This is a genomic window from Frankia sp. R43, assembly GCF_001306465.1.
Classification (GTDB): Bacteria; Actinomycetota; Actinomycetes; order Frankiales; family Frankiaceae; genus Parafrankia; species Parafrankia irregularis.
Window position 1 is genome coordinate 1 of sequence record NZ_LFCW01000016.1, and the last position, 22755, is coordinate 22755.

At 70.0% G+C, this 22755-nt stretch carries 23 protein-coding genes; 1 reads left to right on the forward strand and 22 read right to left on the reverse strand.

All coding sequences use genetic code 11. The features are described 5' to 3' along the window. Window positions 1-174: 174 nt before the first annotated feature. The 17 genes from ACG83_RS40020 to ACG83_RS40100 all read right to left on the reverse strand — a co-directional run bounded on the left by ACG83_RS40020 (window position 175) and on the right by ACG83_RS40100 (window position 16252). The gene (locus ACG83_RS40020; RefSeq protein ID WP_235498498.1) at window positions 175-441 is read right to left on the reverse strand and encodes a hypothetical protein; all 267 of its coding nucleotides are present in this window, start codon (window positions 439-441) and stop codon (window positions 175-177) included. A gap of 62 nt (window positions 442-503) precedes the next feature. After that, window positions 504-1406, reverse strand: a complete 903-nt coding sequence (locus ACG83_RS40025) for a type II secretion system F family protein (protein ID WP_054571468.1) — start codon at window positions 1404-1406, stop codon at window positions 504-506. Next, window positions 1403-2281 (reverse strand): type II secretion system F family protein, encoded by an 879-nt coding sequence (locus tag ACG83_RS40030; protein WP_054571526.1) that lies wholly within the window; start codon window positions 2279-2281, stop codon window positions 1403-1405. The genes ACG83_RS40025 and ACG83_RS40030 overlap by 4 nt, the downstream gene beginning before the upstream one ends. Continuing rightward, window positions 2278-3606 carry a CpaF family protein gene (locus ACG83_RS40035; protein ID WP_054571469.1) on the reverse strand — a complete coding sequence of 443 codons (1329 nt, stop codon included), beginning with the start codon at window positions 3604-3606 and terminating at the stop codon, window positions 2278-2280. The genes ACG83_RS40030 and ACG83_RS40035 overlap by 4 nt, the downstream gene beginning before the upstream one ends. Further along, window positions 3603-4526 (reverse strand): hypothetical protein, encoded by a 924-nt coding sequence (locus ACG83_RS40040; RefSeq protein WP_054571470.1) that lies wholly within the window; start codon window positions 4524-4526, stop codon window positions 3603-3605. Before ACG83_RS40040 ends, ACG83_RS40035 begins: the two co-directional genes overlap by 4 nt. Further along, window positions 4523-5164 carry an SAF domain-containing protein gene (locus tag ACG83_RS40045; RefSeq protein WP_235498499.1) on the reverse strand — a complete coding sequence of 214 codons (642 nt, stop codon included), beginning with the start codon at window positions 5162-5164 and terminating at the stop codon, window positions 4523-4525. Before ACG83_RS40045 ends, ACG83_RS40040 begins: the two co-directional genes overlap by 4 nt. Before the next feature lie 38 nt (window positions 5165-5202). After that, complete coding sequence (locus ACG83_RS40050) at window positions 5203-5928, reverse strand: hypothetical protein (RefSeq protein WP_235498500.1); 726 nt, start codon at window positions 5926-5928, stop codon at window positions 5203-5205. Between the two features lie 218 nt (window positions 5929-6146). Next, window positions 6147-6707, reverse strand: coding sequence for a hypothetical protein (locus tag ACG83_RS40055; RefSeq protein ID WP_235498501.1), 561 nt, complete (start codon window positions 6705-6707; stop codon window positions 6147-6149). Between the two features lie 575 nt (window positions 6708-7282). Next, window positions 7283-8170 carry a methyltransferase domain-containing protein gene (locus tag ACG83_RS40060; protein ID WP_083473957.1) on the reverse strand — a complete coding sequence of 296 codons (888 nt, stop codon included), beginning with the start codon at window positions 8168-8170 and terminating at the stop codon, window positions 7283-7285. A 3-nt stretch (window positions 8171-8173) separates the two neighbouring features. Next, the gene (fxlM, locus tag ACG83_RS40065; protein WP_083473958.1) at window positions 8174-9379 is read right to left on the reverse strand and encodes a methyltransferase, FxLD system; all 1206 of its coding nucleotides are present in this window, start codon (window positions 9377-9379) and stop codon (window positions 8174-8176) included. A 522-nt stretch (window positions 9380-9901) separates the two neighbouring features. Beyond that, on the reverse strand, window positions 9902-10246 hold the full coding sequence (locus ACG83_RS40070; RefSeq protein WP_054571472.1) for a hypothetical protein: 345 nt from the start codon (window positions 10244-10246) through the stop codon (window positions 9902-9904). Between the two features lie 435 nt (window positions 10247-10681). Then, a complete protein-coding gene (locus tag ACG83_RS45060; protein WP_054571473.1) occupies window positions 10682-11635 on the reverse strand; it encodes a GNAT family N-acetyltransferase in 954 nt (317 codons plus the stop codon). Further along, the gene (locus tag ACG83_RS40080; protein WP_152991661.1) at window positions 11635-12531 is read right to left on the reverse strand and encodes a class I SAM-dependent methyltransferase; all 897 of its coding nucleotides are present in this window, start codon (window positions 12529-12531) and stop codon (window positions 11635-11637) included. Before ACG83_RS40080 ends, ACG83_RS45060 begins: the two co-directional genes overlap by 1 nt. A gap of 14 nt (window positions 12532-12545) precedes the next feature. Continuing rightward, window positions 12546-13367, reverse strand: a complete 822-nt coding sequence (locus tag ACG83_RS40085; RefSeq protein ID WP_054571475.1) for a methyltransferase — start codon at window positions 13365-13367, stop codon at window positions 12546-12548. Then, a complete protein-coding gene (locus ACG83_RS45685) occupies window positions 13364-13678 on the reverse strand; it encodes a hypothetical protein (RefSeq protein WP_161934858.1) in 315 nt (104 codons plus the stop codon). The genes ACG83_RS40085 and ACG83_RS45685 overlap by 4 nt, the downstream gene beginning before the upstream one ends. Before the next feature lie 236 nt (window positions 13679-13914). Continuing rightward, window positions 13915-15456, reverse strand: coding sequence for a hypothetical protein (locus ACG83_RS40095; protein WP_054571477.1), 1542 nt, complete (start codon window positions 15454-15456; stop codon window positions 13915-13917). Window positions 15457-15568: 112 nt separating this feature from the next. Beyond that, a complete protein-coding gene (locus ACG83_RS40100; RefSeq protein WP_063793376.1) occupies window positions 15569-16252 on the reverse strand; it encodes a hypothetical protein in 684 nt (227 codons plus the stop codon). 394 nt (window positions 16253-16646) lie between these two features. Between ACG83_RS40100 and ACG83_RS40105 the strand changes: the two genes are divergently transcribed. Then, the gene (locus tag ACG83_RS40105; RefSeq protein ID WP_063793373.1) at window positions 16647-18035 is read left to right on the forward strand and encodes a helix-turn-helix domain-containing protein; all 1389 of its coding nucleotides are present in this window, start codon (window positions 16647-16649) and stop codon (window positions 18033-18035) included. Here ACG83_RS40105 and ACG83_RS40110 read toward each other — a convergent pair. From ACG83_RS40110 to ACG83_RS40130, 5 genes are all read right to left on the reverse strand, one after another. Then, window positions 18032-18859, reverse strand: coding sequence for an alpha/beta hydrolase (locus tag ACG83_RS40110; RefSeq protein WP_054571480.1), 828 nt, complete (start codon window positions 18857-18859; stop codon window positions 18032-18034). The genes ACG83_RS40105 and ACG83_RS40110 overlap by 4 nt on opposite strands. Window positions 18860-19016: 157 nt before the next feature. Next, on the reverse strand, window positions 19017-19367 hold the full coding sequence (locus ACG83_RS40115) for a MazG nucleotide pyrophosphohydrolase domain-containing protein (protein ID WP_054571481.1): 351 nt from the start codon (window positions 19365-19367) through the stop codon (window positions 19017-19019). 40 nt (window positions 19368-19407) lie between these two features. Then, window positions 19408-20598: a DNA glycosylase AlkZ-like family protein gene (locus ACG83_RS40120; RefSeq protein ID WP_054571482.1), complete on the reverse strand. Its 1191-nt coding sequence runs from the start codon at window positions 20596-20598 to the stop codon at window positions 19408-19410. 37 nt (window positions 20599-20635) lie between these two features. Continuing rightward, the gene (locus ACG83_RS40125; RefSeq protein WP_054571483.1) at window positions 20636-21949 is read right to left on the reverse strand and encodes a radical SAM protein; all 1314 of its coding nucleotides are present in this window, start codon (window positions 21947-21949) and stop codon (window positions 20636-20638) included. A gap of 85 nt (window positions 21950-22034) precedes the next feature. Beyond that, window positions 22035-22754 (reverse strand): cytidylate kinase family protein, encoded by a 720-nt coding sequence (locus tag ACG83_RS40130; RefSeq protein WP_054571484.1) that lies wholly within the window; start codon window positions 22752-22754, stop codon window positions 22035-22037. Window position 22755 lies beyond the last annotated feature (1 nt).

Below are 22755 nucleotides of genomic sequence, written 5' to 3' on the forward strand. Positions count from 1 at the left end.
AGGGCTTCCGTCGCCTTTGCCCCGGCTTGCCGTAGCCCCGGTAGTCCGCTGTGGACAGAACACCGGTCGTTGGACATCGACTGGACATATATCGCGGCCATTGGACATCTAGACCGGCGTCCCTACATCAGCCATGTCGTCGCGACACCTGATCGTTCTTTCGTCGGTCGCGGGTCATAGGCTGATGCCGTTGGCCTTGTCGATCACGGCGCGCGAGATGATCCCGATGACGGCGAGCGCGAGCACGACCAGCATCGCGGTGATGATCACCGTTTCGGTCGAGTACCCGGCGTCGCGGCCTTTCTCCCGGCCCCGGGTCTCCCACAGCTCGAAGCGGGCCTTCAGGAGGGCCGGCAGGCCCAGCAGCAGAACGGTGGTCGCCGCCACCGAGCGGCGAGCAGCGATGCGAGTGTGGAGGCCAACGTGGCCGAGATGGGACACGGGCGGAGGATCCTTCCTGTCGACGCGATCAGGGCTTCAGAAATCACGAACCCACGGTCTTCTCACAGGCTGGTCATGACGCGGGCGACGGCCGGGTAGCCGATCAGCAGCAGGAACCCGAGGAACAGCACGGCCACCGGCAGGGACATGCGTTCGGTGGTGGCGGCGGCGTACGCGTCCGCGTCGGTGAGAGCACGCAGGCGGATCGTGGCGGCTTTCGCGGTGAGCGAGGCGCGGATCTTGGCGCCTTCACCGCCGGCGAGGGCGACGCTGGCGGCGGTCTCGACGATGTCGGCGATGTCGTGGCGGTTGCCGAGCTCGGCCAGGACGGTCCAGATCGGGGTGCCGGTGAGGACCGCGGTGTCGACGGCAGCCTTCAGCCGGGTGTAGGCGGGGCCGGTGCCGATGGACGCGGCGTCGTCGAGGGCCTGCTCGAGTCCGGCCCCACCCGCCAGAGAGATCACGACGAGGTCGAGGAACGTGGCGAACGCGGCCCGGAACGCCCGCCGATGCGACCGCGCGTCGGCGTGGACCACGAGATCCGGGGCGAAGAACCCGGCGATGGCCAGGGCGAGTGCCCCGACCGTTGGCAGGAGCACGGGCAGGGTGATCCCGGCGACGGCCAGCACCACCGTGAGCAGCGGAAGCAGGAACAGGCCGACGACACCGCTGGTGACCTTCTCGGCGAGGTGGCTGGAAGGGTCGCGGTCGAGCGCGACCAGGTCCCGGCGGATGGTCAGCGGGAGCAGCCGCGCGGGGTCGAGGTGCCGGGCCAGGGGCTGCCCGGCGCGGGCCGCCCACCCGCCAGGCCCCGGCCCAGTGTCCGCCTCGCCGAGGGTGGGGGGTGTGGGGCGTAGGTCGGCGAGGAGCTGCTCGAGGTCGGGGCGGGCGGGCCGTAGAGCGGTCCACAGCAGCCACAGGCCCAGCCCGCAGCCGGCACCGCAGACCAGCACAAGCCCGCTCATCGGGGGTCTCCGCTGAGGGGCCGGGTCAGGATTCTCGGGTCCGCCGGTGCCCGGCCCATCCGTGACAGCCAGACCAGCCCGCCGGCGAACAGGCCGGCGACCCCGAGCAGGACCAGCTGGCCCGCCGCGCTGTCGTAGGGCTCGACGAACGCCGGGGAGAGCAGGATCAGCCCGAACGCCATGACCAGCGTGATCGTGGCGATCACCCTGGTGGCGGTACGGATCCGGGCCCGGCCGGCCAGGGTACGTAGCCGTAGCGCGGTCTGGTCGTGCGCGGCGGCGGCGAGACGGCCCAGCAGGTCCGCGAGCTGGCGGGCCTGGCGGGACGCGGCCATCACCAGCGCGGCCACGACCAGATCCGCGGTCGGGTCGTCGAGCTCGTCCGCGAACACCACCAGCGCGTCCGGCAGCCGTGTGCCGCTATCGAGGGAGGCGGCGAGGGTGAGGACCTCGACGCGGATCGGCAGCGGCGCGAGGGGCGCGGTGGCACGGATCGCCTGCTCCAGGCCCGCGGCGCCGGCGAGGGTGTCGCGCAGCATCTCCGTCCAGACCGCGATCGCCTCGACCCGTGCGGTCTGTGTTTTCTCCGTCCGGCTCGCGGCGAGCAGACCCGGCGCGAGCAGGACGGTGAGGGCGGCCAGCGAGGCGGCGACCGGCCACCCGGTCAGCAGACCTACTCCGACCGCGGCGGCGACGGCCCCGGCGGTCCGGGCGTGCCGGGCCTGCGGGGACAACCCGTCGCCGGCACGGCGGGCCGCCGCACGGCGCAGCGCGCTCGCGGCCGGTGCGCTTCCGGTACCGGCCAGCCACAGGCCGACTCCGCAGGCCGCCCCGCAACCGAGGGCCAGGACCAGCCCCGCGCTGTTCGTGCTCACCACGACGGAACCGCCTCCCCGCCACGGATGCTGATCACGCCCGGCAGCGGGCGGTGATCGTGCGCGGCGAGGAGTGCGGCGTTCTGCGGGCTTAGCGGCGCCCCGGGCACCGCGGCACCGTCCGGGCCGGGGCGCCACACCTCGTTCGTCGACACCAGCAGCCCGTCGGCGCCGACGACCTCCCGGACGCTGGAGACCACCCGGCGCCCGCCGGCGGTGCGGTCCAGGTGGATGACGAAGTGCACCGCGGAGGCGACGAGCAGCGCGGTCGCGTCCAACGGCAGCCGCTCCGCGGACTGCGCCGCGTAGGCGGCGAGTTTGAGGAACACTCCGGCGGAGGAGGAGGCGTGGATCGTGGCCATCGACCCGTCCACCCCCATACTCATCGCGTTGAGCATGGGGATGACCTCGGCGCCGCGTACCTCCCCGACGATCACCCGGTCCGGGCTCATCCGTAGCGCCGCCCGTGCGAGGTCGGCCTGGCTGATCTCGCCTTCGCCTTCGATGTTGGGCTGGCGGGCCTGCAACGCGACGACGTCGCCGTGCTGGCCGTCGCGGTCCAGGCCGAGCTCGTAGGCGTCCTCGATCGTGATGATCCGCTCGGCGAACGGGACGTCGGACGTCAACGCGCGTAGGAACGTGGTCTTCCCGATCCCGGTGCCGCCCGCGATCAGCAGGTTGCGCCGGGCCCGGACGAGAAGGCCGAGGAAGGTCCGCAGCTCGGGGCTGAGCATGCCCAGGTCGGTCAGCGCGTCGACCGTGACCCGCTGATATCGGTGGCGGCGGATCGACACGGCCGGGCGGTGCGCGACCGCCATCAACGCGTGCAGCCGGGACCCGTCGGGCAACTGGCAGGAGACCTCGGGAGACGCCCGGTCCCAGCGGCGTTCCTCCTCCCCGGCCCGTGCCACGACCGTACGGACCAGGTCCACGAGCTCAGCATCGGAGCGAGCGACGGCCGGCATGCGTTCACGGCTGCCATCGAAGCGCTTGACCCACACCACATCGGCGCCGTTCACCGAGATGTTCTCAATGGTGGGATCGTCGAGGAGAGGCTGCAGCCCAGCCAGCCCGAACAGGCTGTCGAGGACCGCCCGGGTGAGCCGCGCCTCGTCGTGACGAGACGGCAGCTGACCGCCCGCGGCGAGCTGGGCGTGGGCATGCTCCGCGAGGACCTCCGCGATCAGCTCGGAGGCCAACGCCCGCTGATCATCCCGCCCCAGCGGCGGGAGGCCGCGCGCCTCGCGAATCTGCAGCCGCGCGGACAGCGCCGCGCCTACCTGGGCCCGAACCTGCGCCGCGAACGCGTCCAGGTCGCCTGTCATTGCCAGCCCTCCCGGTCAGGGGTCGTGGGAACCCAGCCAGACGCCGCGGCCTGCCCACCCGGCCGAGAGATCGTGAACGTCGCGCCTGGCAACACCGGGAGACGACCACCCGCCCGCGGCAACGAGCCCGGCGGGACAGCGGGGAGCGGGGCGGCGGAAGGCAGCGCGGCGAGGGCCCGTGACGGTCCGGCTGGCCGGCCGGCGAGGCGACGATCGAGATCGGCAGCGATGTCCGCGGCGGCACGCAGGAGCTGGGAACGGCGGGTGCCACGACCAAAGCGGCCCCCCGCCACCCCGGCCGCCGCCCGCGGATGATGCGGCATCACCCCCACCACCGGAAGACCCACCGCCTCCTCGACCCGCCCGGCCGACCATTCCGGTTCCCCGGCGAGGACCAGCACACAGTCCCGGCGGCCCGTGCCCGTCAGTTCCTCCACCCGGCCCGCGACCCGGGCCAGCTCGGCGGGGACCGGGCGCACCAGCACGACTAGCACCCCGGCCGCCCCCGCGATCGGGAGCGCGACTGAGCTGGGATCAAGCCGGCCGCAGTCCGCCACGACCAGCCGGCCCGACGCGGCCCACGGCACTGACCCGGTCTGCGCCAGGACCGCGACCGCCCCACGGGCAGAGCCCGCCTCCACGGGCGCCGCGACCAGCCCCACCCCCCCGGCGAGCGCCCACACATGCGCGTCCACCGCCGCCGCCCCGCCCCGTGCGGCAGCCGCCCAGGCCAGCAGTCCCGGATAGCCGAGCAGCCCGTACCAGCCAGCCACATCACCACCCGACGGATCCGCCTCCACCAGCAGCGGACCGGTATCCGCCGCGCCAGCCGGCCACACCGCCGCCAGTGCCAGCGCCGCCGTCGTCACCCCCGGCGAGCCCTTCAGCGCGCCCACCGCGACCAGACCCACCCCGCTCACCGGGACACCGCCCGCACCACCAGCACGGCCCGGCCCGCCGCCGCGGCCTCGGCCAACGCGTCGGCATCGGTGTCCGGGATCTGCAACGCGACCACCACCCCGCCGGTCCCGGCCCCGGAGGTCTCGTCGGCCTGAACTGTCACGACCAGGCCCTGCACCGACCGGGCCGGGGAACCCGTCGCGGGTGGGGAAACCGTGGAGCCGGCGGTGCCGGTCGACATCGAGGTGAGCAGGACCGCCACCCGATCGCCCCGGGCCAGGTCCGGGGGGTACTGGCCCGTCTTCAGCGCGGCACCGACCAGCGCCTGCCCCGTCGGGGGCACCCGCGACCCGTCACCGACAGCACCCGGGGGTAGCAGGCTGCCCGCCAGCAACGGCACCACCGCCACCCGGCCCACCACCGCGTCCACCGCGTCCGCGGCGACCACGTCCACCCCGCCACCCACCGACACCGGGCGTAGATCCTGTGCGGTCAACACCCGGCCCGCCGGGACATCGCGGGCCACGGCCAGCACCTCCCGCAGGCCTTCCCGCTCGTTCCCGACGACGACGAACGCGGCCACCGACAGCGCGACCAGCAGCACCCCGGCCAGCGCCCGCCGCGCAGCCCCACCCCGCGACCTTTCGCGTACGGGCACACGCGTATCGCTATGACGGGGTGTCCGCACCGCCGCGGTCACCGGCCCCCTCCCGCCAGCACCAGGCCCTGCGACTCTCCGACCGCTACGGACGCCGCCGTCTGGGACGTCAACCCCGCGGCGTCACCGGTCTGACCCGCACCCGCCCAGCTCACCTGCCAGGTCACCGTCACCGTCATCGCGAACCGGCCTCCCGGCTGCCCCGCCGAACCCCGCGCGAACGTGATCGAGCACTCCGACCCGGCCGCCGGATCATCCACACCCGGCCGGAACGCCCGGCCCGGACCCGCGCAGCGGACCTGCCCACCGGTCCCGAAATCCCACGCCACCGACACCGGACGGGCCGTCGCGGTGACCGACACTCCCGGCACCGAGGCTGTCGCCGACACCGGCTCCCAGCTCGCCGTCGCGACCCACAGCCACACCGGAACCCCGACCGTCTGCACCACATCCGCGCCCGGCGACAATCCGAGAGCGAGCGCCGGCAGCACCAATCGGCTGACCGCCCGCTGCGCCATCACTTCCGGCGACGGCGGGACAACCGCCGCCATCACCGCATCGGGCTTCCACACGACCGCCCAGCTGCTACTGATCCCGACGCATTTCCGCTCATACCAGGAACCCGCCACACCAGGAGTCGCCTCTCTCGCCTCCAGCGCGGGAGTGGCGACGAAATCAGCGGCAGGCCGGTAGTAGCAGCCGTCTGAACTGAGCCAGCCCAGATCAGGATCTACGCACAGGACTTCTTCCGCTCTCCCCGCCACCCTGCACATCCGAGGCGACGCGCCCGACCCAGGAGCAGACAGCGTCGCCGGTTCGCTGTGGTCCTGCCTGGCAGGCCTTCCCAGGGTTCCGGCCCAAACCTCGCAGCTGTCACCGGTGCGGGAACAGACAGTGGCTCCGTACGCTTCCGCCGCCTCAGCCATGCACGGAAAGGAGAGGACGAGTATTCCTGCCGTAAGGAAGACGGCGAATCTGACCGTCAGCATGTGCCCAGTTCTTGGATAACCAGGACGTCAATCTTCCATGTATCGGAAGTCTTCAGGGCCAGAGCTTGGACGGCGTGGCGCCCGCCGGGATCGTTGTCTTCCAGCTGGCCGTCGGCGCGGTAGTTGAGCCAGTTACTTCCGTCGGAGCAATCGACGATGGTAATACGGTCGGGATTCGCGGCTGGCTCTGCGGCTGTCACCGAACCGGCATAGGTCGGCGCTCCCCGCGCGACGAGGCCGTCCCGCTGGTTCGCGTATACAGCCTTATAGATCAAGGAAAGCGCCTCGCCGCTGACATGCCGCGCAAGGCGCGGGTCCTGGTAGTCGCCGGTGGCGGCGATGGCAACCCAGTCCTCCCACATACCGCGGTAAGCGGCGAGCGCGTCACGTTCGGCGGCCTGCACCGCGGTCAACGACGCCGCAGAGCCGGCCGGAGAAGGGGACGGCTGCGCCGAGGCGGGAGGTGCCGGCGCTGGCGCGTCGCCGCTGCCGCCGGTGCAGGCGCTGGTTGTCAGCATGGCGAGCAGGGCCGCCGCGCCGCCGCGCCGCCTCACGTTCCGTTACCCATCTGGCCCCTGCCCTATCACGTAGGTGACTCGCCGAAGTGCCAGAGAGTTAGACCACCAGCGGGAATGAATGACAAGAGAGGTGAACGTCACAGGCTCATCCGCAGTGGCGCGAACTAATATGCGCGCGAGCAAAGGGAGTGGCTACACTCCGCGATTGCGCCTTCGGTGATGTGGCGAGCAGGAGGGCGCTCGCGACCCAACGGGGGACGCGCCCGCTCGGCGCACTCAAGATCACAAAATGGCTGCGCGGGCCAGAGGAACCCCTCTGGCCAAGGGCATCGACACGGGCCGAGGGGTGCGACGCGCATCGTCGGCTGCCTCAACGTCGGGATCCGGCCGAGGCCCACCCCGGAAGGCCGACAGCTTCAATGCGGAGAGTGACGTCCAGAAGGGTCGTCGCGCGGCATCGTGCCGTGCCAATGCAGATGCATGGCATCTTCGGGACATTTCGCTGCCAGCAAAAAGCGGGGTGCGAAAGAGATCAACATCCGCCCATGTGCCGGACAGTAACGACAGCTGCCCTCAGCGGGGCCGGCCGGGGGCGGCCGGCCCCGCTGCTGTCATCGGCTGGTGTCTGGTTTGGTCATGGTGAGGTAGGCGATGGGGGTTTGTAGGAGGAGGGGGCGTCGGCGGGCGGTCGAGCGCCATGCTTCGGCGTAGCGGCGGGCGAAGGCCGCTCCGAGGACGCGGCTGATCGCCTGGTAGGCGGACTCTCCCGCCGGGCCCACGGCGCGCAGCGCGGCGTCGGCCGCGGCGACTCCGATGATGGGGGCGGTGACCGTCTCGTGGGTGTGTGCGATCGGGTGGAGGCCGGCGAGGCGGGCGTTGCCGATCGCGTGGGCCGCGGTGAAGGTGTGGGCGGCGGGGCGGACGCCGGCGAGGACTCGTTCGGCCTGGGCGATCTCGCGGGCGCTGAGTCCGTCGAGGCCGATGGGTCTGCTCTGCCCGAGCAGGGGTTCGCACAGCGACAGCCATCCCGCGGGTTTGAGGACGCGGGCGATGTCGATCAGCATCCTGCGGGGGTACAGGAGCGGGCCGAGGACACTGCGGCCGAGGACCGCGTCCACGCTGGCGTCCGGCAGGGGCACGGGATTTTCGGTGAGGTCCCAGACCGATCCCCAGGTGTGGCCGTTCTCCGGCGTCGGCCGGATCCGCTGCAGCGCGGCGGTGGTCGGGGTCAGGGTGGTGACGCTGCCGCCGGGGACGACGGCCCAGAGCGCGGCAGGTGTCAGGACCGATGCCTGGCTGAGGTCGACCAGGTCCTGCCCGGGACGGACCCGTGCCCCGGCGAGGATCGTGGTCTCGGCCGGCGACAGGCGGCGCCGGCCCTCGAGATGCTTCTGGTGACGGCGCACGATCAGAAGATCCGCATCGGCGGGTCCCGCAGCGGAGCGGCTGGTGGGCCGGCCGCCCCGCCCGGTCTTCGACGAGGAACGTGACGAAGCCATGGTTCAGCCCCAGCTGATCAGGACCCGCGTGGACGGCAGGTCGAGAAGCCGGCCCGGTGGCGGGGACTTCTCGACGATCCCGCGGGGGTAGACGTGGATCGTGGGGAGCTCGCCGCGGTGCTCCGTGTTCCAGACGCGGACGTCGTGAGCGAGCTGGTCTGCGAGCCGGGTCCGGTCCGGCCCGTAAGCGATCACGCCGATTTCCCGTCCGTCCCCGGTGGTGTGTCCGAGGGCGAGGAAGGCGAGCGTGTCGTCGGTCCAGGCCGCTGGCACGCCGGGCGGGATGGTCTCTGTGACCGGGCCCGTCTGATAGGCGGGGGTGTCGGTGTGGAGCCGGCCCAAGGTCGGTTGGGCTGTGGCCAGCCACAGGTCCAGGCTCGACAGCAGCAGGGTGTCGTCGGGAGCGACGATCACACCGGTTCCCACGGTGTGACGTGGCCCGGCGAGCGCGGCGCACAGCGCGTCAACGTCGATGTCCTGGTCGGGGCCGACGTCGAGCCGTGCCCCGCCTGCGAGGGTCACCGTGGTCCGGCGGGGGACACCGATCCCCTGCATCGGTCCGAACGCGAACGGCCTGATCGCATCCGATGTGAAGATCCCGGCGACCTTGGTGAACGCCACCGTGTGGGTGAGACCGCGCAGGTGTAGCGGGATGATGATCCTGCCGCCTTCGACGAGCTGGTCGAACCAGTTCTGTGGGACGTCCGGCGTGTCGAACGTGACGATGATCCGGTCGTAGGGGGCGCGGAGCCCGAACCCGTAGCGTCCATCGCCGACCAGTGCGGTGATCCCGGTGTAGCCGGCGGCGCGCAGGCATTCGTGGGTGCGGTGGATCACGGTCTCATCGAGGTCGAGGCTCACCACCGAACCTGTCCGACCGGTCAGCCTCGCCAACAGAGCGGCCTCGTAGCCCCCGGATCCCAGCTCGAGGATCCGCTGGCTGGGTTCGACCCGCAGCGCCTGCAGCATCGCCGCGACCACTGACGGCTGCGACACCGAGCCCACCGGGTTCTTGTAGATGTCGCGTTTGGTGACCACGGCCCGGTCTTGGTACACCGCCTCGGGCGGCAGATCCGGCAGGAACAGCTCCCGCGGCACGGTGCGCATCGCCGCCTCGATCGGGGCCGACACCGGCTCGGCGGCCAGGATCCGCTCGACCATCGCGTTCCGCAGCGGCGTAAGCGAGGCGTCCGCGGTGGAGGACGCCACGAGACCCCCGCTGAGAGAAGACCGCCGTGCCGGCGGTGCTCCGTCTGAGCGGTCCGGGCCGCCGTCGTGCCGAGGATCGGCGGCCCCGTCGAGGGCCGCGCCAGCGCGAAGCGGATTCCTCGATTCCCGTTCCAGCCCGAGCAGCGTGCGCCGTGACGGCCCCGTATCGCCGCTTCCGCCCCGCGGCCCGAGTGGCCGGTCGTCGCCCGGGTCTACCGGCGGAGCCGATTGCCTGCCGGGGCCCACATCTCCCGCGCGACCAGGCCTTTGTCCTCCGGCAGGAGGGTGCGGGCGACCGTCGATGCGGGCGTCAAAGGGCAGGGTTTCTGCTCCGAAGGCAGGCTCTGTGGGATATCCGGGCACGGTGAAGCCTTCCACTACTGACTGTCGGGTAAGGGCTGGCGGGATCGGATCGATCGGCTCACTGGAAATGGGTCTACAAAGCTGGCGGTTCATTTCGTACGGCGAATCTGCGTTTTCCCGGACGCCCGGTGTGCCCGTGGGCGGGGCCGCTGTCGGTCGTCACGCGCAGCGGCCCGAGGACGGTGTGCGCTGTGCGGGCACGTGGCACCGGGCGGGCGTGTCACGCGCGCTGTAGCCCGGCGGGCCGAGCAGGAGGGTGCCGGCGGCAAGGACGATCTGCCTGCGGGCCGCGTCGAAGGCGGCATGGTCCCGCGCGGCGTCGTAGCGGTCGAGGGCGGCGCGCAGGGCGGCCCATTCCGGCGAGGCCGGGTCGATGGGTGGGGTGAACGTGGCGAGTATCCGCGAGATCTCCTCCGGTGGTGTGAGCTCGGGCAGGGCGGCCATGCGCGCGATCAGCACGACCGGGCGGAGCGCGACGGGAATGCGAGGGGAACGCGGGGTCATGTGGACTGCGCGGCCGGCCACGTCCCGCTGACGCCGGGCGCGAGGCAGTCGATCATTGGCACGGACAGGATCACCCCGTTCCCGTCAGGCATCGGGCGGGGACGTCGCCGCGGCGGGCGGAGCCGCTGGCTCGGGAGCGCGCGCAGGCCGGGCCATCGGTCCAGGCCCTGTCGTCGGCCGGTCTGATGCGTCCTAAAACTTCTCGCCCTGCACGCGGACAAGGCTCTCGTCACCGATGGCGGAATTTCACTAGTCGATCGACCATCCCGATGCGAAGGAGATTCTCGCCGTATGTGGATCGGCGGGACGGCAGCGGAATAGACGACCAAGGGAAAATGCGTAACTGCCGAGCCATTCTGAGTGCGGCGTGAAGTGAACGGTGTCGGTCAGCCGGAGTACTGATTGAGGCCGGGACTGATGTTTCGTGCTGGCCGGTCACCGGAGGTGGGTATAGAGGGTGAAGTCGTCGACGTGCTTCAATCCTGCGTTCTCCAACACGGTGAGGCACAGCTCGCGATGGGAGGGCAGAACGGCGCGAGCGACGGCTGAGCCGAGGTAGGTACCGTGCAGAAGGGCTGCGTGGACAAGGTCGCTACATGCGGTGCGCTGGTCGGCGACGGTCAGGCTTTGATCGGTGAGGATGTCGGCGATCAGAAGTTCGGCTGGCTCGCCGCTGTGGTCGCTGGCGAGAGGGTAGAGCAGCGCCGCGGCGATGGGCTGGTGGACGGGTCCGGCGAGAAGGAGCCGGTCCGCCTGGTAACGGCGGTCTTGGCTCCAGCGGCGCAGCGTGTCTGCGGCCGTGCGCGGGTCGTGGTCGCGGTAGGTGTCGGCGTAGAGCCTGCCAAGGTGGGGCGCGAGATGGATCAAAGTGGAGTCCTGGGCGGTCCAGACAGCCGAGGGTCGTGGCGATGCTCCACCGGGCGGTGGGACGGGGCCGCGGAGCAGGGTCAGGCTGGGGAGCCGGCGCCATCGGGCGCGGGTGAACAAGGCATGGGCGCCTCGGGCTGCGCTGGGGATCTCGGCGGTGGTGAGGGCCGGCAGGGCGGAGGCTTCGCCGTCGAGACCGCAGATTGCGGTGAGGAGCCGGTCACCGAGCCGATGGCCGCGGTGACCGGGATGGACGACAGGACCCCACAGCCGACCAGTGCCGGTGGGGACGTAGGGCCATCGCAGCGCGACGGCCCCGATGAGCAGGCCGTGTTCGTCGCGGATGGTGATCAGCGCGGTGGGCGACTGGCTGGTGCTGGCGCTCAGACGGGAGGCAACGAGGTCGATGGTTATGGGCCTCTGGTCGGTGCGGCCGTGGATGGCCTGGTAGCACAGATCGGCGAGTTCGGTGTCGAGGCGGGAACCCGGCTGGTAGTCGATGCGGTCGATTCGGAGGGCCATCAGTGATCGGCCTGGGCTTCGGCGCGTAGCCGTACGATCGTGCTCGCTGTCGCGGTCAGGCGGTTGGGGTGGACGGCGAGTGCCGCAGACGGTGGGGCTGTGTCGTGCTCGATGTCGAGGACGGCGAGGCCAGCGTCGGTGACCGTGGAGACCAGGTCGTCGATGGTGGTGAAGGGCGCGGGGCGGGCGGGTCTGAACCAGGTCCTCCTGGCGGTAGCCCAACGCTGCGTAGCTTTGCAGGGCTGGTAGGCGAGGGTTGTCCCGGTGTGCAGGATGCGGCCGATGAGGTCGTATTCGAGGTTGTGGTTCGGCCGGGCGGTGAGCCGGGTCGTGTAGCAGAACCGGCCCCCAGGGCGCAGTAGATCGGCGACGCGGCGTAGGAGGTCGTCGACGGCTGCGTGGGATGGCAGGAGGGACAGCAGGCCGTCGGTGACGAGAAGATCCGCAGAAGCCGCTGCCTGGGGCCAGCCTTGCGAGTCGGTGTGTCGCTGACCGGGCCGCGTGGCTGTCGGCGCCGCGGCCAGGTCGCGTTGTTCGGTGGTGAGGCGAAGTCCGAGCTGGAGCGCGGCGGCGGTGTTGCGGGCCAGAGGGGTGGCGCACCGGTCGATCAGATGGATGCGCGGCGGATGCGGGAGCGCGACGCGGGCGAGGGTCGTGAGCATCATGTCGTCTGCCGCACCGGCGATGACCACGTCGAGCGGGCGGATCGCGGCGTCCGGATGACCGGACAGGCTCGAAGCGATAAAGGTCTGGTGCCAACCGGGGTGGCTTTTGATCCCGAGGCGGCGGCAGGCAGGCCAGGTGGCGTGGTAGCCGAAGCAGCCTGGCGCACACGTGCGACGTGCCTGTTGCAGCTGGCTGACGCGCCTGCGGGGGTCGGCTGGTCTCACGGCCATGGGCTCGGGTGTGGTCATGGCCGGCGGGTGTGGATCAGGTGATAGAGGCGCGCGATCTGGCGGTAGGGGTCGCGGCTGCCTGCGGTCCATTCGGCGTCCAGAACGGTGTCGAGATCAGGGCCGGGCGGGGTGTCGCCGAGGTGGTCAGTGAAGACGCGGATGCCGTGCCAGGCGACGGGCTCGGTGCCAGCGGCGGTGAGCAGGTCTTGTATGCGATGGGGGTCGTCGCCACGGCTGGGAACTCCAAGGTTTCCGATTTCTGTCGTTGTGGCACGGGATTCCTCGTCGAGGAGGGTGATGGCGTCGTGCCAACGCTTTTGGAGGCCGGCGCGCAAGGCGAGCGCGTTGGCGTTCTTCCCGATGACCGAGATCGTCCCGCCAGTGCGGGTGATGGCGGCGAGGATAGTCAGCAGCGGCGCCGGGTCGGGCAGGTACATGAGCACGCCGTGGCAGAGCGTGGCATCCCAACCGGTACCGGCGAGCTGCGCGGCATCGTGCCCATCACCGAGGACCAGGGTGACGCGGTCGCGGATCGCGTCGGTTTCACCGAGCAGGTTCTTCTCGGCCTCACCGAGCATGTCGGGGTCCGGGTCGCAGATCGTGACCTGGTAGCCGACACGGGCTAGGGCGATGGCCTGGGTGCCGTCGCCGCCGCCGACGTCGAGGACTCTGCCGGGTGGGCCTGGCAGGTAGGCGCGCAGTGCTCGGGTAACGAGGCGCTGGCGGACGATGCCTCGCAGGGTGGCGGTGTGGGCCTGGTAAACGGGAGCGAGGGCGTGGTCGACGGCTCCCCGAACCCAGCTGTTGTCCGAAATGCGCAGGTCGGGGTTGGTCATCGGTTCGGTTCCTTCATCAGACTGGGCCGCGGACAGGCGACCGGTCGGGAAGCTGCGTGGCCGTGGGAAACCCGATGGAGGTGCGCGCGGGTGACGGCCTCGCGTACGAGCGGCCAATGCTGGTGGGTGAATCTGGCGGACAGATAGCGGCCTGCGAGGAGCTCGGTCAGCTCGGACAGACGAAGGTGACCGGTCCCGCCCGCGCGGTGCAGGGAACGCAGGCCGAGCAATGCGGGCAAGGCGGCCTCGATGACTTTCTGGTCGGGGGCGGGCGCGCCGGCGAGCCAGCTGCGGTAGACGTCGGCGCTCATCACCTCCCAGATGACGGCATCCCCTGCTTGTCCGTGCTTCTCCGTTGTCGTGACCATGTGTGCCACCCGCACCAGGGCGCCGCAGCGCGTAACCGCCGGAAGCTGCGGCCGGTCCGCAGCGATCAGCCCGATGGGAAGTCCCAAACTGGCGCGGACCGCATGCAGGTGGTCCGCGAACGCGGCGACCTGCCGCGAAGACCCGAGGGCAGGGAAAATCCGCTCGTCTGTTGGCGTGGTCATGTCGTCGGCCCGTGGAGGGCGTAGTAGCGCTCCAGCAAGCTGCTGGACTCCAGGACGCGGTCGGTCAGGGCAACGTTGTGCCCGGCCGGGTAGCAGCCGCGGTTCTGCGACAGGGCGATCGTGCCGACGGCGAGGGCCGCCATGACGACGTCGGCGTAGCTGTTGGGTAGCGACTCCGCGTGGTGAAAGTTCAGCGGATAGCCGTCGGCGAGAACAGTGATCGTCGCGCCGCCGGGGCGGTGGTAGCGCAGGCCCGCCGCGACGGCGAGGACCGTGGCATCGTCGCCGATCTCGTCGAGCGCGAGTTCACGGGCGCGGGAGGTGACGCTGGCCAGGAAGCAGTCGCCGTGGAGCGCGTCCAGATGGTCGCCGCGCAGCGAGGTGCATCCCGTCGCGCCGATGACAAGGACCGGCTGGTGGGCGGACAGCAGACGGCGCACAGAACGGCCGGTGGTGAAACCGGCCTCATGGGCGGCGACCAGGCGGACCATTTCGTTGTCGTGGACCGCGACACGCATCCGCCGGCCACGCAGCACCTGAGCGACCTGCTCGCCGATACGCCCGTATCCAAGGACGACCGCCGGTTTGCCTTCCCACTTCTCCTGCGGGAGCAGCGTGAGCAGGTTACGGACGGCAGCGTCGGCGACGCCATAGGACTCGATCGTGGCCTTCAGCCGTGACTCGGCGACGGAGAACACCGGCACCGGAAGATCCGTGCCGAACCGGGCGAGTTTGGCGATACCTGACGTGGTCTGCTCCACGAGGCCGAGGAACCGGCCCACCAGGTCCGGGTATTCGTCGAGCAGGACAGGCAACAGGTAACCGCCGTCATCGATCAGTACGGGCCGCCGCCCGGCCGCGTCCGCGCGGGCACAGTGCCCCGCGAGCGCCGCTGGCGCCGCCCGCCAGTCGACCACCGTCACGCCTTGGGCTCGCAGGTGCGCGTCGACACGCTGGGTATTCCGGTAGGCATAACGCTTGTCGAGCACCGTCATCGCCTCCGGAGCAACGCCCAACGCGCGCAATGCGTCGACGAGTACCAGGAAGTCGGCCATGTGGTGCACTGCGATCACCGGTGCCACCTCGGCGAGCACCCCGGCCGGCTGCCAGGTTGGCAGCCGCGACGTGAGGGGCATCTGGGAATGCAGGTCGGTCATCTCTGCCGTTGTGAACGGCAACGCGCCCACCGCCGCCAGCAGACGGCCCTGCCCTTGGGCGCCGAGCTCGCCCTGGGCAAGGACTGCTGCGGTCAATGTCAGCGCTTGTCCAGCCGGTTCGCTCATCGCAGCGAGTACCGCTTCCCCGTCACCCGGCAGCCGCAGCACCCGAGCCCCTGGCATTCCACGTTCCACTCGTGCCTCGGGCAGCACGGTCTGCACGCGGCCCACGGCCTCGTCGAGGTGCCATTCGCAGTTGCCGGGCTCGTCGCGAAAGGTGACTGTGAGCTGCGCGCGGCCACCGATTCCTGCCGCCTGCCGGCTCCGGTCGGGTGGCGCGGCGGCAGGCGGCCGCGGCCGCACGGCCAACGGCGGGGTCACAGCCGGACTCCGGATGCCACAGCCCGGATGCCCGCTGTTCGCCGATGGGTGCCGTCGCCGGTTGGCACGGCGCGGACGATGTGCCACCGAGAGATGCGGCGATCATGTGCGGTCATCGGTGTGTGCTCCTCGCTGTCACAAGGGCGGACAGGGCGGCGGTGGTATCGGAGACGCTTCCGGTGGTGTCGAAAGGGCTGATAGGGATTCCGGCCGCGGCGAACTCGTTGCGGATGCCTGCGCCCTCGCGCTGATAGCGGTCGAGCCGGGCATGCAGCAGCCGCGGGGCGTCGCCCCGCCGGGGTTGCAGCACCCCGCCACACCTGCCGCAGCGCTGCGCGTCCACGTCGCTCGCCTCAGCGGGCAGCCGCGGGTCACGCGCAGGGTCACGCTCGCAGCGAGGGCAGACCCGGCGCTGGACGGCGCGGCGGCGCAGCGTCACCGCATCCACAGACAGCTCGACCGGCAGGACGTGGCAGTCCGGGGCAAGTGCGCCGAAGCTGCGCAACAGCAGCCGGACCTGCCAGTCGCTACCCGGGAAGTTGTCGAAGATCACCGTGCGCCCTCCGGGGGCGTGGACCACCCTCGTGAGATAGCGATGAAGCGCGGTCATGACGGTGGCATCGTCCATCCAGGCCAGTAGCCCGGCACCGCCAGCGGTCGCGGCGAGTCGCGCCGTCGGCACCTGCTCCCTCAGCCGGAACACCGTGCACTCCGGCGCTTGGCCGAGCTGGCTTGCCAGCGTTGACTTCCCGACCGCGGGCGGCCCGAGCAACGGCACCGCTACGGCGAGGGGCATCGCCATCCACCCCCTTTTTTTTCACTGGGAACTCCGCCACCGTGCGTTCACGGCACGACACGGGCGTTCCCCTGACCGTGACGTCTGGCGGAGACAACCTGAGCGTGCAGTCCTCTGGAGTGACTGGCTATGCCGTGAACCGGTACCTCTTCATGCGTCAAATGCATGGACTCGGTCACCGGCAGTGCTAGCGTTACTCTGCTGATCGTCCGCCCGCGCATAATCGATGGGGAGGCGGCTCGGGATGACACGCCCCCAACGCGGCTGCGCCCGGTGTGGCTACCGCCTCGCCGCTGACAACCTGGGCCAGCACTGCGGACCGTGCCAACGGACGTCCACCCACGACCGTTCGGCGCCACCGAAACCGCCAGCCGAGTTCTGGCACGTCGATCACATGCGTGATGCGCTTGCGAGCTGGCACATGGGTCGGGTGATCTATGCCTATCGGTCGCACCCTTACCACGGCCAGACGTTGTCGCAGGAACTCGTCAGTGGCTGGCTCGGACTCACCCAGCCACAGCTCAGCCGCCTCGAGAACGGCCGTGCCCCAGAAGAGTTGTCCAAACTCATCCGCTACAGCGACGTCCTCGGCATTCCCGCAGACCTGCTCTGGTTCGACCGTCCCGGCGAAACCCGCCAACCGGCGGGAGGCACCGAGGACGAGGCAGCGGCCCCGCCCAGTTCACCACCCATCAAGATTGTTAAGACGTATGGGTCGGCCCCGCAGGAGGACGGACCTGACGACCGCCTCGACGAGCGGAACCAGAAGGTCGACGGGCGCAGGCAGGAGACATCCGACGAACCGACGGCCAACGAACTCGCGGCACGGCTCCTCCCCGAAGCGACAATCGAGGAGCTGTCACGCCTGTCAGCATCGCTCCGCGATGCATACCGCTTCCTCGACAGCGACGTTGTGGCATCGGTTGCCCGCCAGCTCGACCGATGCAAGTCCGACGACGGCAAGACTGGTCCGGCCCAGGTGCTACCGACGGTGCTCGCAATCCTGGAGCTCGTCAGCCAGCAGGTCCGGGACGTCCGTGCAGAGGTGCGCCGCCAGCTGCTCACCGTGGGAGCCGACAGCGCCGAGTTCGCGGGCTGGCTGTACCGAGATCTACACGACCCCGCCTCCGCCGCCCATTGGTATGACCGGGCGATGGAGTGGGCGCAGGCAGCTCAGGAGCTGCCGATGCAGGGGTACATTCTGCTGCGCAAGTCGCAGATGGCCTACGGTGATCGCGACGCAGCGCGGGTCCTGGTGTTGGCTCAGGCCGCAGGATCCGGGCCATGGCAGCTTCCGACCCACGTAAAGGCAGAGGTTCTCCAACAGGAAGCACGCGGATTAGCGATGACCGGCGAACCCATCGGTCTCGCGGAAAGAAAACTTGGCGAAGCACGTACGTTGCTTCGCGACGCTGTGGCAGATTCGGTGGCGCCGCTGGGACCCAGTTACGACGAAGGGACATGGCTCCTGCGGTCGGCGACCTGCTACATCGAGGCGGGCAAGCCCCAGCTAGCAGCCCAGCTCTACGCCGAGGCCCTTGCCAGAGGCACGCTGGCCCGGCGCGACGAGGGCTACTACCGGGCCCGGCGGGCGGTCGCCTGCGCGCTCGCAGGCGACCCCGACGACGCCTCCCACGAAGGCCTCGCGGCGCTCGAGGTCGCCGACACCACGAGTTCCCAGCGAACGCGACGTGAAGTACGCCGGGTCGTGCGCATCCTTACCCCGTGGCAACGCCACCGTGGGCCTCGTGAGCTACGCCTGGCGGTCCAGGCCTACGGCTAGATCACGTTCGCGGACACCCAGTCGCTGACCGTTCGGATCACGAAGGCCTGCCACTCCTGACTGCGGGGATGGGAGTAGGTGGGGTCGTCATGCACGGCGAAACCGTGCTGCGCACCGTCGATCTCGACCAGCTGGTGGGGTGCCCGCAGCCGCGTGACCGCGGTCCGTGACGCGTCGACCGATACGAAGGTGTCTGCGGTGCCATGGACGATGAGGGTCGGCGCGGCGATCTCCTCGAGAACCTCAACGGGACGGATCCAGAAAACCTCGTTGAGCATGGCCCGGCCGTGCCGGACTGTCGACGAATGTTGGAGGAAGCCGTCACGCTCCAGTCGCTCGGCTGCTTCGCTGTCCAAGACGTCCTCAGCCCAGTAGGGCTTCTGCTCGATGTATCTGTTCTTATAGTTCAGCTGAGGGTTCAGCAGCACCAGGCGGGTAATCTCGTCTGGCCTTTTCGCCGCATAGTAGGCGGCCAGTCCTCCTCCGAAGCTTGCGCCCAGCAGGTGCAGAGCGCTGGCGCCGGACTCGGCTTTCAGGTGGGCCAGAGCGGTGTGCATGTCGTTGAGGTGGGATGCCAGCGTGGTCTCCTCCTGCCGGCCGTCGCTGGCCCCGTGCCCGCGCAGATCGAACCGTAGCGAGGCAACGCCCGCGTCCACGAGACCGGCGGCCAGGCGGGTGAAGAACCCGCCTTCCTCGCGGGTCACGCCACCCCCGTGGACCAGGACCACGGCTTGGTCCACGGCCGAGTTCGGGAAGGCGAAGGTGCCGGCCAGCTGGAGGCCATCCAGAGTCCGCATGGACATCGTTGTCTCGTGGACAGCCATGGTGCTCCTCTGCGGCTCGGATGCGGCTTCGAGCATCTTCCTGTAGGTCCCGCCGGGTGGGCCAGGCCCAGCTCGGGCTGCGGGTCCTGGCTGCGGCCCGTGCCATTCGAGAAGCGGGCTCTCGGCGAACACCGCGCGTAGGCCGTCCCGCTGCCTGTTATCGGGCCGCGGCCGGGGTTCGCTGGTACGTACCGGGCCAGGTGCGGGTCTCGTTGAAGGTTTCCTTCGCGCGGACGGCATCGGTGAGGTCGATGCCGAGGCGGTTGGCGATCGAACAGGTGAAGATCAGGACGTCGACGAGTTCCTCGTCGATGCTGCCGACCAGCTCGCCTGTCAGTGTGCGCTGCCCGTCGTTCTTGCGGACGGCGCGGGCGAGTTCACCGGCTTCTTCCATGAGGCGCCAGGTCTGGTCGTGGACCGTGCGACCGGTGAAGCCTCGTTCGTTTTCCATTTCGGCGACGTAGCGCTGCAGGTCGGCGAGGCTGGCGTCGGTGGCGAGGGGCTGCACGGGTGTCCTTTTCCTCTGTTCGGGTTCGGCGCGGATGGTGTCAGACGGCGAGAGCGAGTTGTCGCTGGTTGGGTCGGGTGATGGGAGGGGTGCGCTGGCGCCAGCCGGCGCGCAGGGCTTCGGTGAGCTGTTCAGCGGCGGCTGTGGCCTGCCGGATGGTTGTGGCGGTCTGGCCAGGAAAGAGGGTCGCGACGACGGTGCGGCTGGCGGGTTCCCACATCCAGGTGCCGCATACCTGGCCGTGGAGGATGACGGTGGGGAGGGCTTCACCGATCTGGTTGAAGGCCTTCCGCGGGGCGAGGCCGCCGAGGTATCGGGTGCGGGTCTCCGCGTAGGCCTTGAGCGCGACGTCCTCGTGGGCGAGTAGCTGCAGCCCGGTGGTGTGGGTGTCGGAGTCGGCCGCGGTGAACTGTTCCCAGCGGGCGGCGGGCATGTAGGCCGGGGACGGGCTCCAGGGGGTCGCGACTTCGAGTAGTGCCATCCGGGGGTCGTCGAGTGCGTCGAGGACGGCGGTGCCGGAGAGGGCGGACCACCAGGTAGCGTCGCGCAGCGTCGCCGGCCCGTACCGGTCGAAATAGGCCTGCAGGAGCGTGCGGGTGGCGGTCCTCGGATCGAGATCGAGATCGAGGCCGGGGTGCAGCTGACTGGTCAGGCCGAACATGCGGCGTTCGGCATTCCAGCAGCCGGAGGCGTTGAAGTAGGTGAGTGTGCCTGTTTCCCAGGCAATCTTGACCGCGGCCCGGACCGCGGCCGGGCCGGCGGGAGCGAAGGCGTCCTCGATACGCCGATGCGGCAAGGGTTCATCCGCGAGCAGTTCTGGCAGCTGCGCGCGGATCCGGGTGAGCACCGGGTCAGGGACGCCGGCGTTGTGCGCACGGCGGGTGGCGTCGCGCAGGCGGTAGTGGACGGTGGCACGGTGCGCGGCGGCGGCGAGATCCAGCGGTAGCAGATGCAGCGTGCGGCGCATGCAGCGCAGCGTGGTGAGCCCAGGGGGTCGCTCTAGCAGCGGCAGCGCCACCTCAGGGCCTTCAGCGCGGGCGAGAACGGTAGCGAACGGGGACGGCAGGCGAGCCGCGTGCAGCCCCAGCGCCTGGTGGCTGATCTGCGCGGCGGAGGTCAGCCGGCCGCGAGGATGCAGCCCCTGCCGAGCCAGAGTCCAGTTCCACAGCCGACGGGCCTGGACCTCGGTCAGGGCGACGGTCCCGACCGTGTGCGGGCGCCGACTGATCACCAGGGCACCGTAGCAGCGGGCACGGGGCGGCTAAAGCTCACCCCTGATTGCCCCAGTGGTCTTCGACGAATCCGCGCAGCCTGCGGTAGGAGGCATCGAGCTCAGCCCACTGGTCACTGCCGCCCCACCAATGGCGGTCATTGTGGTGGATGTGGAACTTCGACCAGTCGCCATCCCAGTCAGGCTGCGTGTGCAGGCCATGGAGGGAATGGCGGTCCGGGTCGGCGTAGACCTGGGTGCCGGGCAGCGGGACGAACCGGAACAGCGAGACACGGGTCAGCGACGATCCCAGCTCGCCGAGCAGGCTGATCGTCTCGTCGGTCGTCTGCTGGTTCTCGCCGGGGAAGCCGTGGATGATGAACGCCTTGGCACCGATACCGGCGTCCGCGGTCGCGGCGAACGTGGCCTTGATCTGGGCGCGGGTGGTGTTCTTGCGCATTGCCCGCAGCAGCGGTTCGCTGCCGGACTCGACGCCGTACTTGACCTCGATGCAGCCGGAGGCGGCCATCGTCTTCAGCAGAGTCGCATCGACGGTGTCGACGCGGGACAGCGCTGACCAGGACAGGCTCAGGTCGGCGACTGCGTCGCAGATGTCGGCGACCTTCCGCTTGTTGACGACGAAGTTGTCGTCGACGATCGCGAACCCGCCGATGCCATAGCTGTCCATGAGGTGCGCCAGCTCGGCCCGCGCACTGGACCCGGAGCGATATTGGATGCGGGTCTGGCCGGCGGCGCAGAACGAGCACGGGAACGGGCAGCCCCGGCTGAACATCACGTGCGCCATCCGGACGTCCTGGCCGGCGAGCCGGTCGGACATCACCACGTCCTCCGTGGGAAGCAGATGCCGCGCGGGCAGCGGTAGCCGATCAATGTCCCGCATCAGCAGGCGCGGCAACCCGGACCTGATCTGGCCGTCCTCGGCCCAGCGAGTACCGGCGATCCCGGTGACCGGCTGGCCGGCGCTGGCGCGAGCGAGCACGTCGAGGATCGTCTCCTCCGACTCGCCCACGCAGACGACGTCCGCGGCGAAGTCGCGCAGCGCCTCCTCCGGGTAGAAGTTGGCGTGAACGCCACCGACCATCACCAACGCTTCCGGGTCGATCTGACTGCACGCGCGGGCTGCGGCCATGAAGCCGTAGGTCGCCGAGGAGGCGAGGCTGAATCCGACCGCTTCAAAGCTGGTGAGGTCGAGGGCGAGCTGGTCGGGCCGCACCTGGACGACCGCCACCTCGTGGCCAGCCTCTTCTAACACCGCGGCCAGGTAGAGCACCCCGAACGGCGGGAACTCACGACGGCGCTCCCGGAACCGGGCCATGTCGTAGACCTCGGGGTAGAGCAGGGCGACCCGCATCGCGGATACCTCCAGAGATTTCAACCTTCGAACGAATAAGGAAGTAGTAGAATCAGGAAGGCGTCCGGTATCCGGGGCCCATGTTTCAGGGGGTGGCGTGCTTACCTATGCGTAAGATTTCGGCTGGATGAAGGCTCTGCAGTCGATCCAGGTCCTCGGGTGGCCGGCCCTCAAGTAGCGCGGCGATGGCGCCGTGCACGATAGGCGCGAACGCGGCGATTCCCCGGTCCGCGGACTCCCGGTCCGCGGTCGGGATCAGATGCGAGTTACAGAGCAGGATGTCGAAATGATCGTGATCTACATGGAGATCGAAGCGATGGCGACGCGCGAAGGAATCGCGGGTGTGTGAGTCCTTCTCCCGGACAAGTGCGTGACACTCAGCCAAGGACCGGCGGGTGTGCGTCTGTGAGACCAGGCATTTGCGGGCACGCGATGCCGGATCGGACTCGATCCATACCCGCACCAGCGGACCCGGCGCGAGCCAGGCCAGCGCCCACGTGTCGAACACCGTATGCCGTCGGCCGGCAGCCAACTCCAACAGTCGTCGGTCCAACTCCTCGTCCGCGGCATCACCGGCTCGTGCCGTTTGAACCTCGTCGTACCGCTCCAACCACGCCCGCTCTGCCGTGACAGGCATGCCGAGAATCTCCAACAACACCTCAGTCGCCGAAACATATCCATAGCCCAGTTCGCTGGCCAACAGGCGAGCATGAGTTGTTTTACCTGCAGCTGTGAGACCGGCGAATGCGATATTTGCACCATCGGGAAGAGTGCCCTCCGACCTGGCGCGGCTGGCAATTCTCATC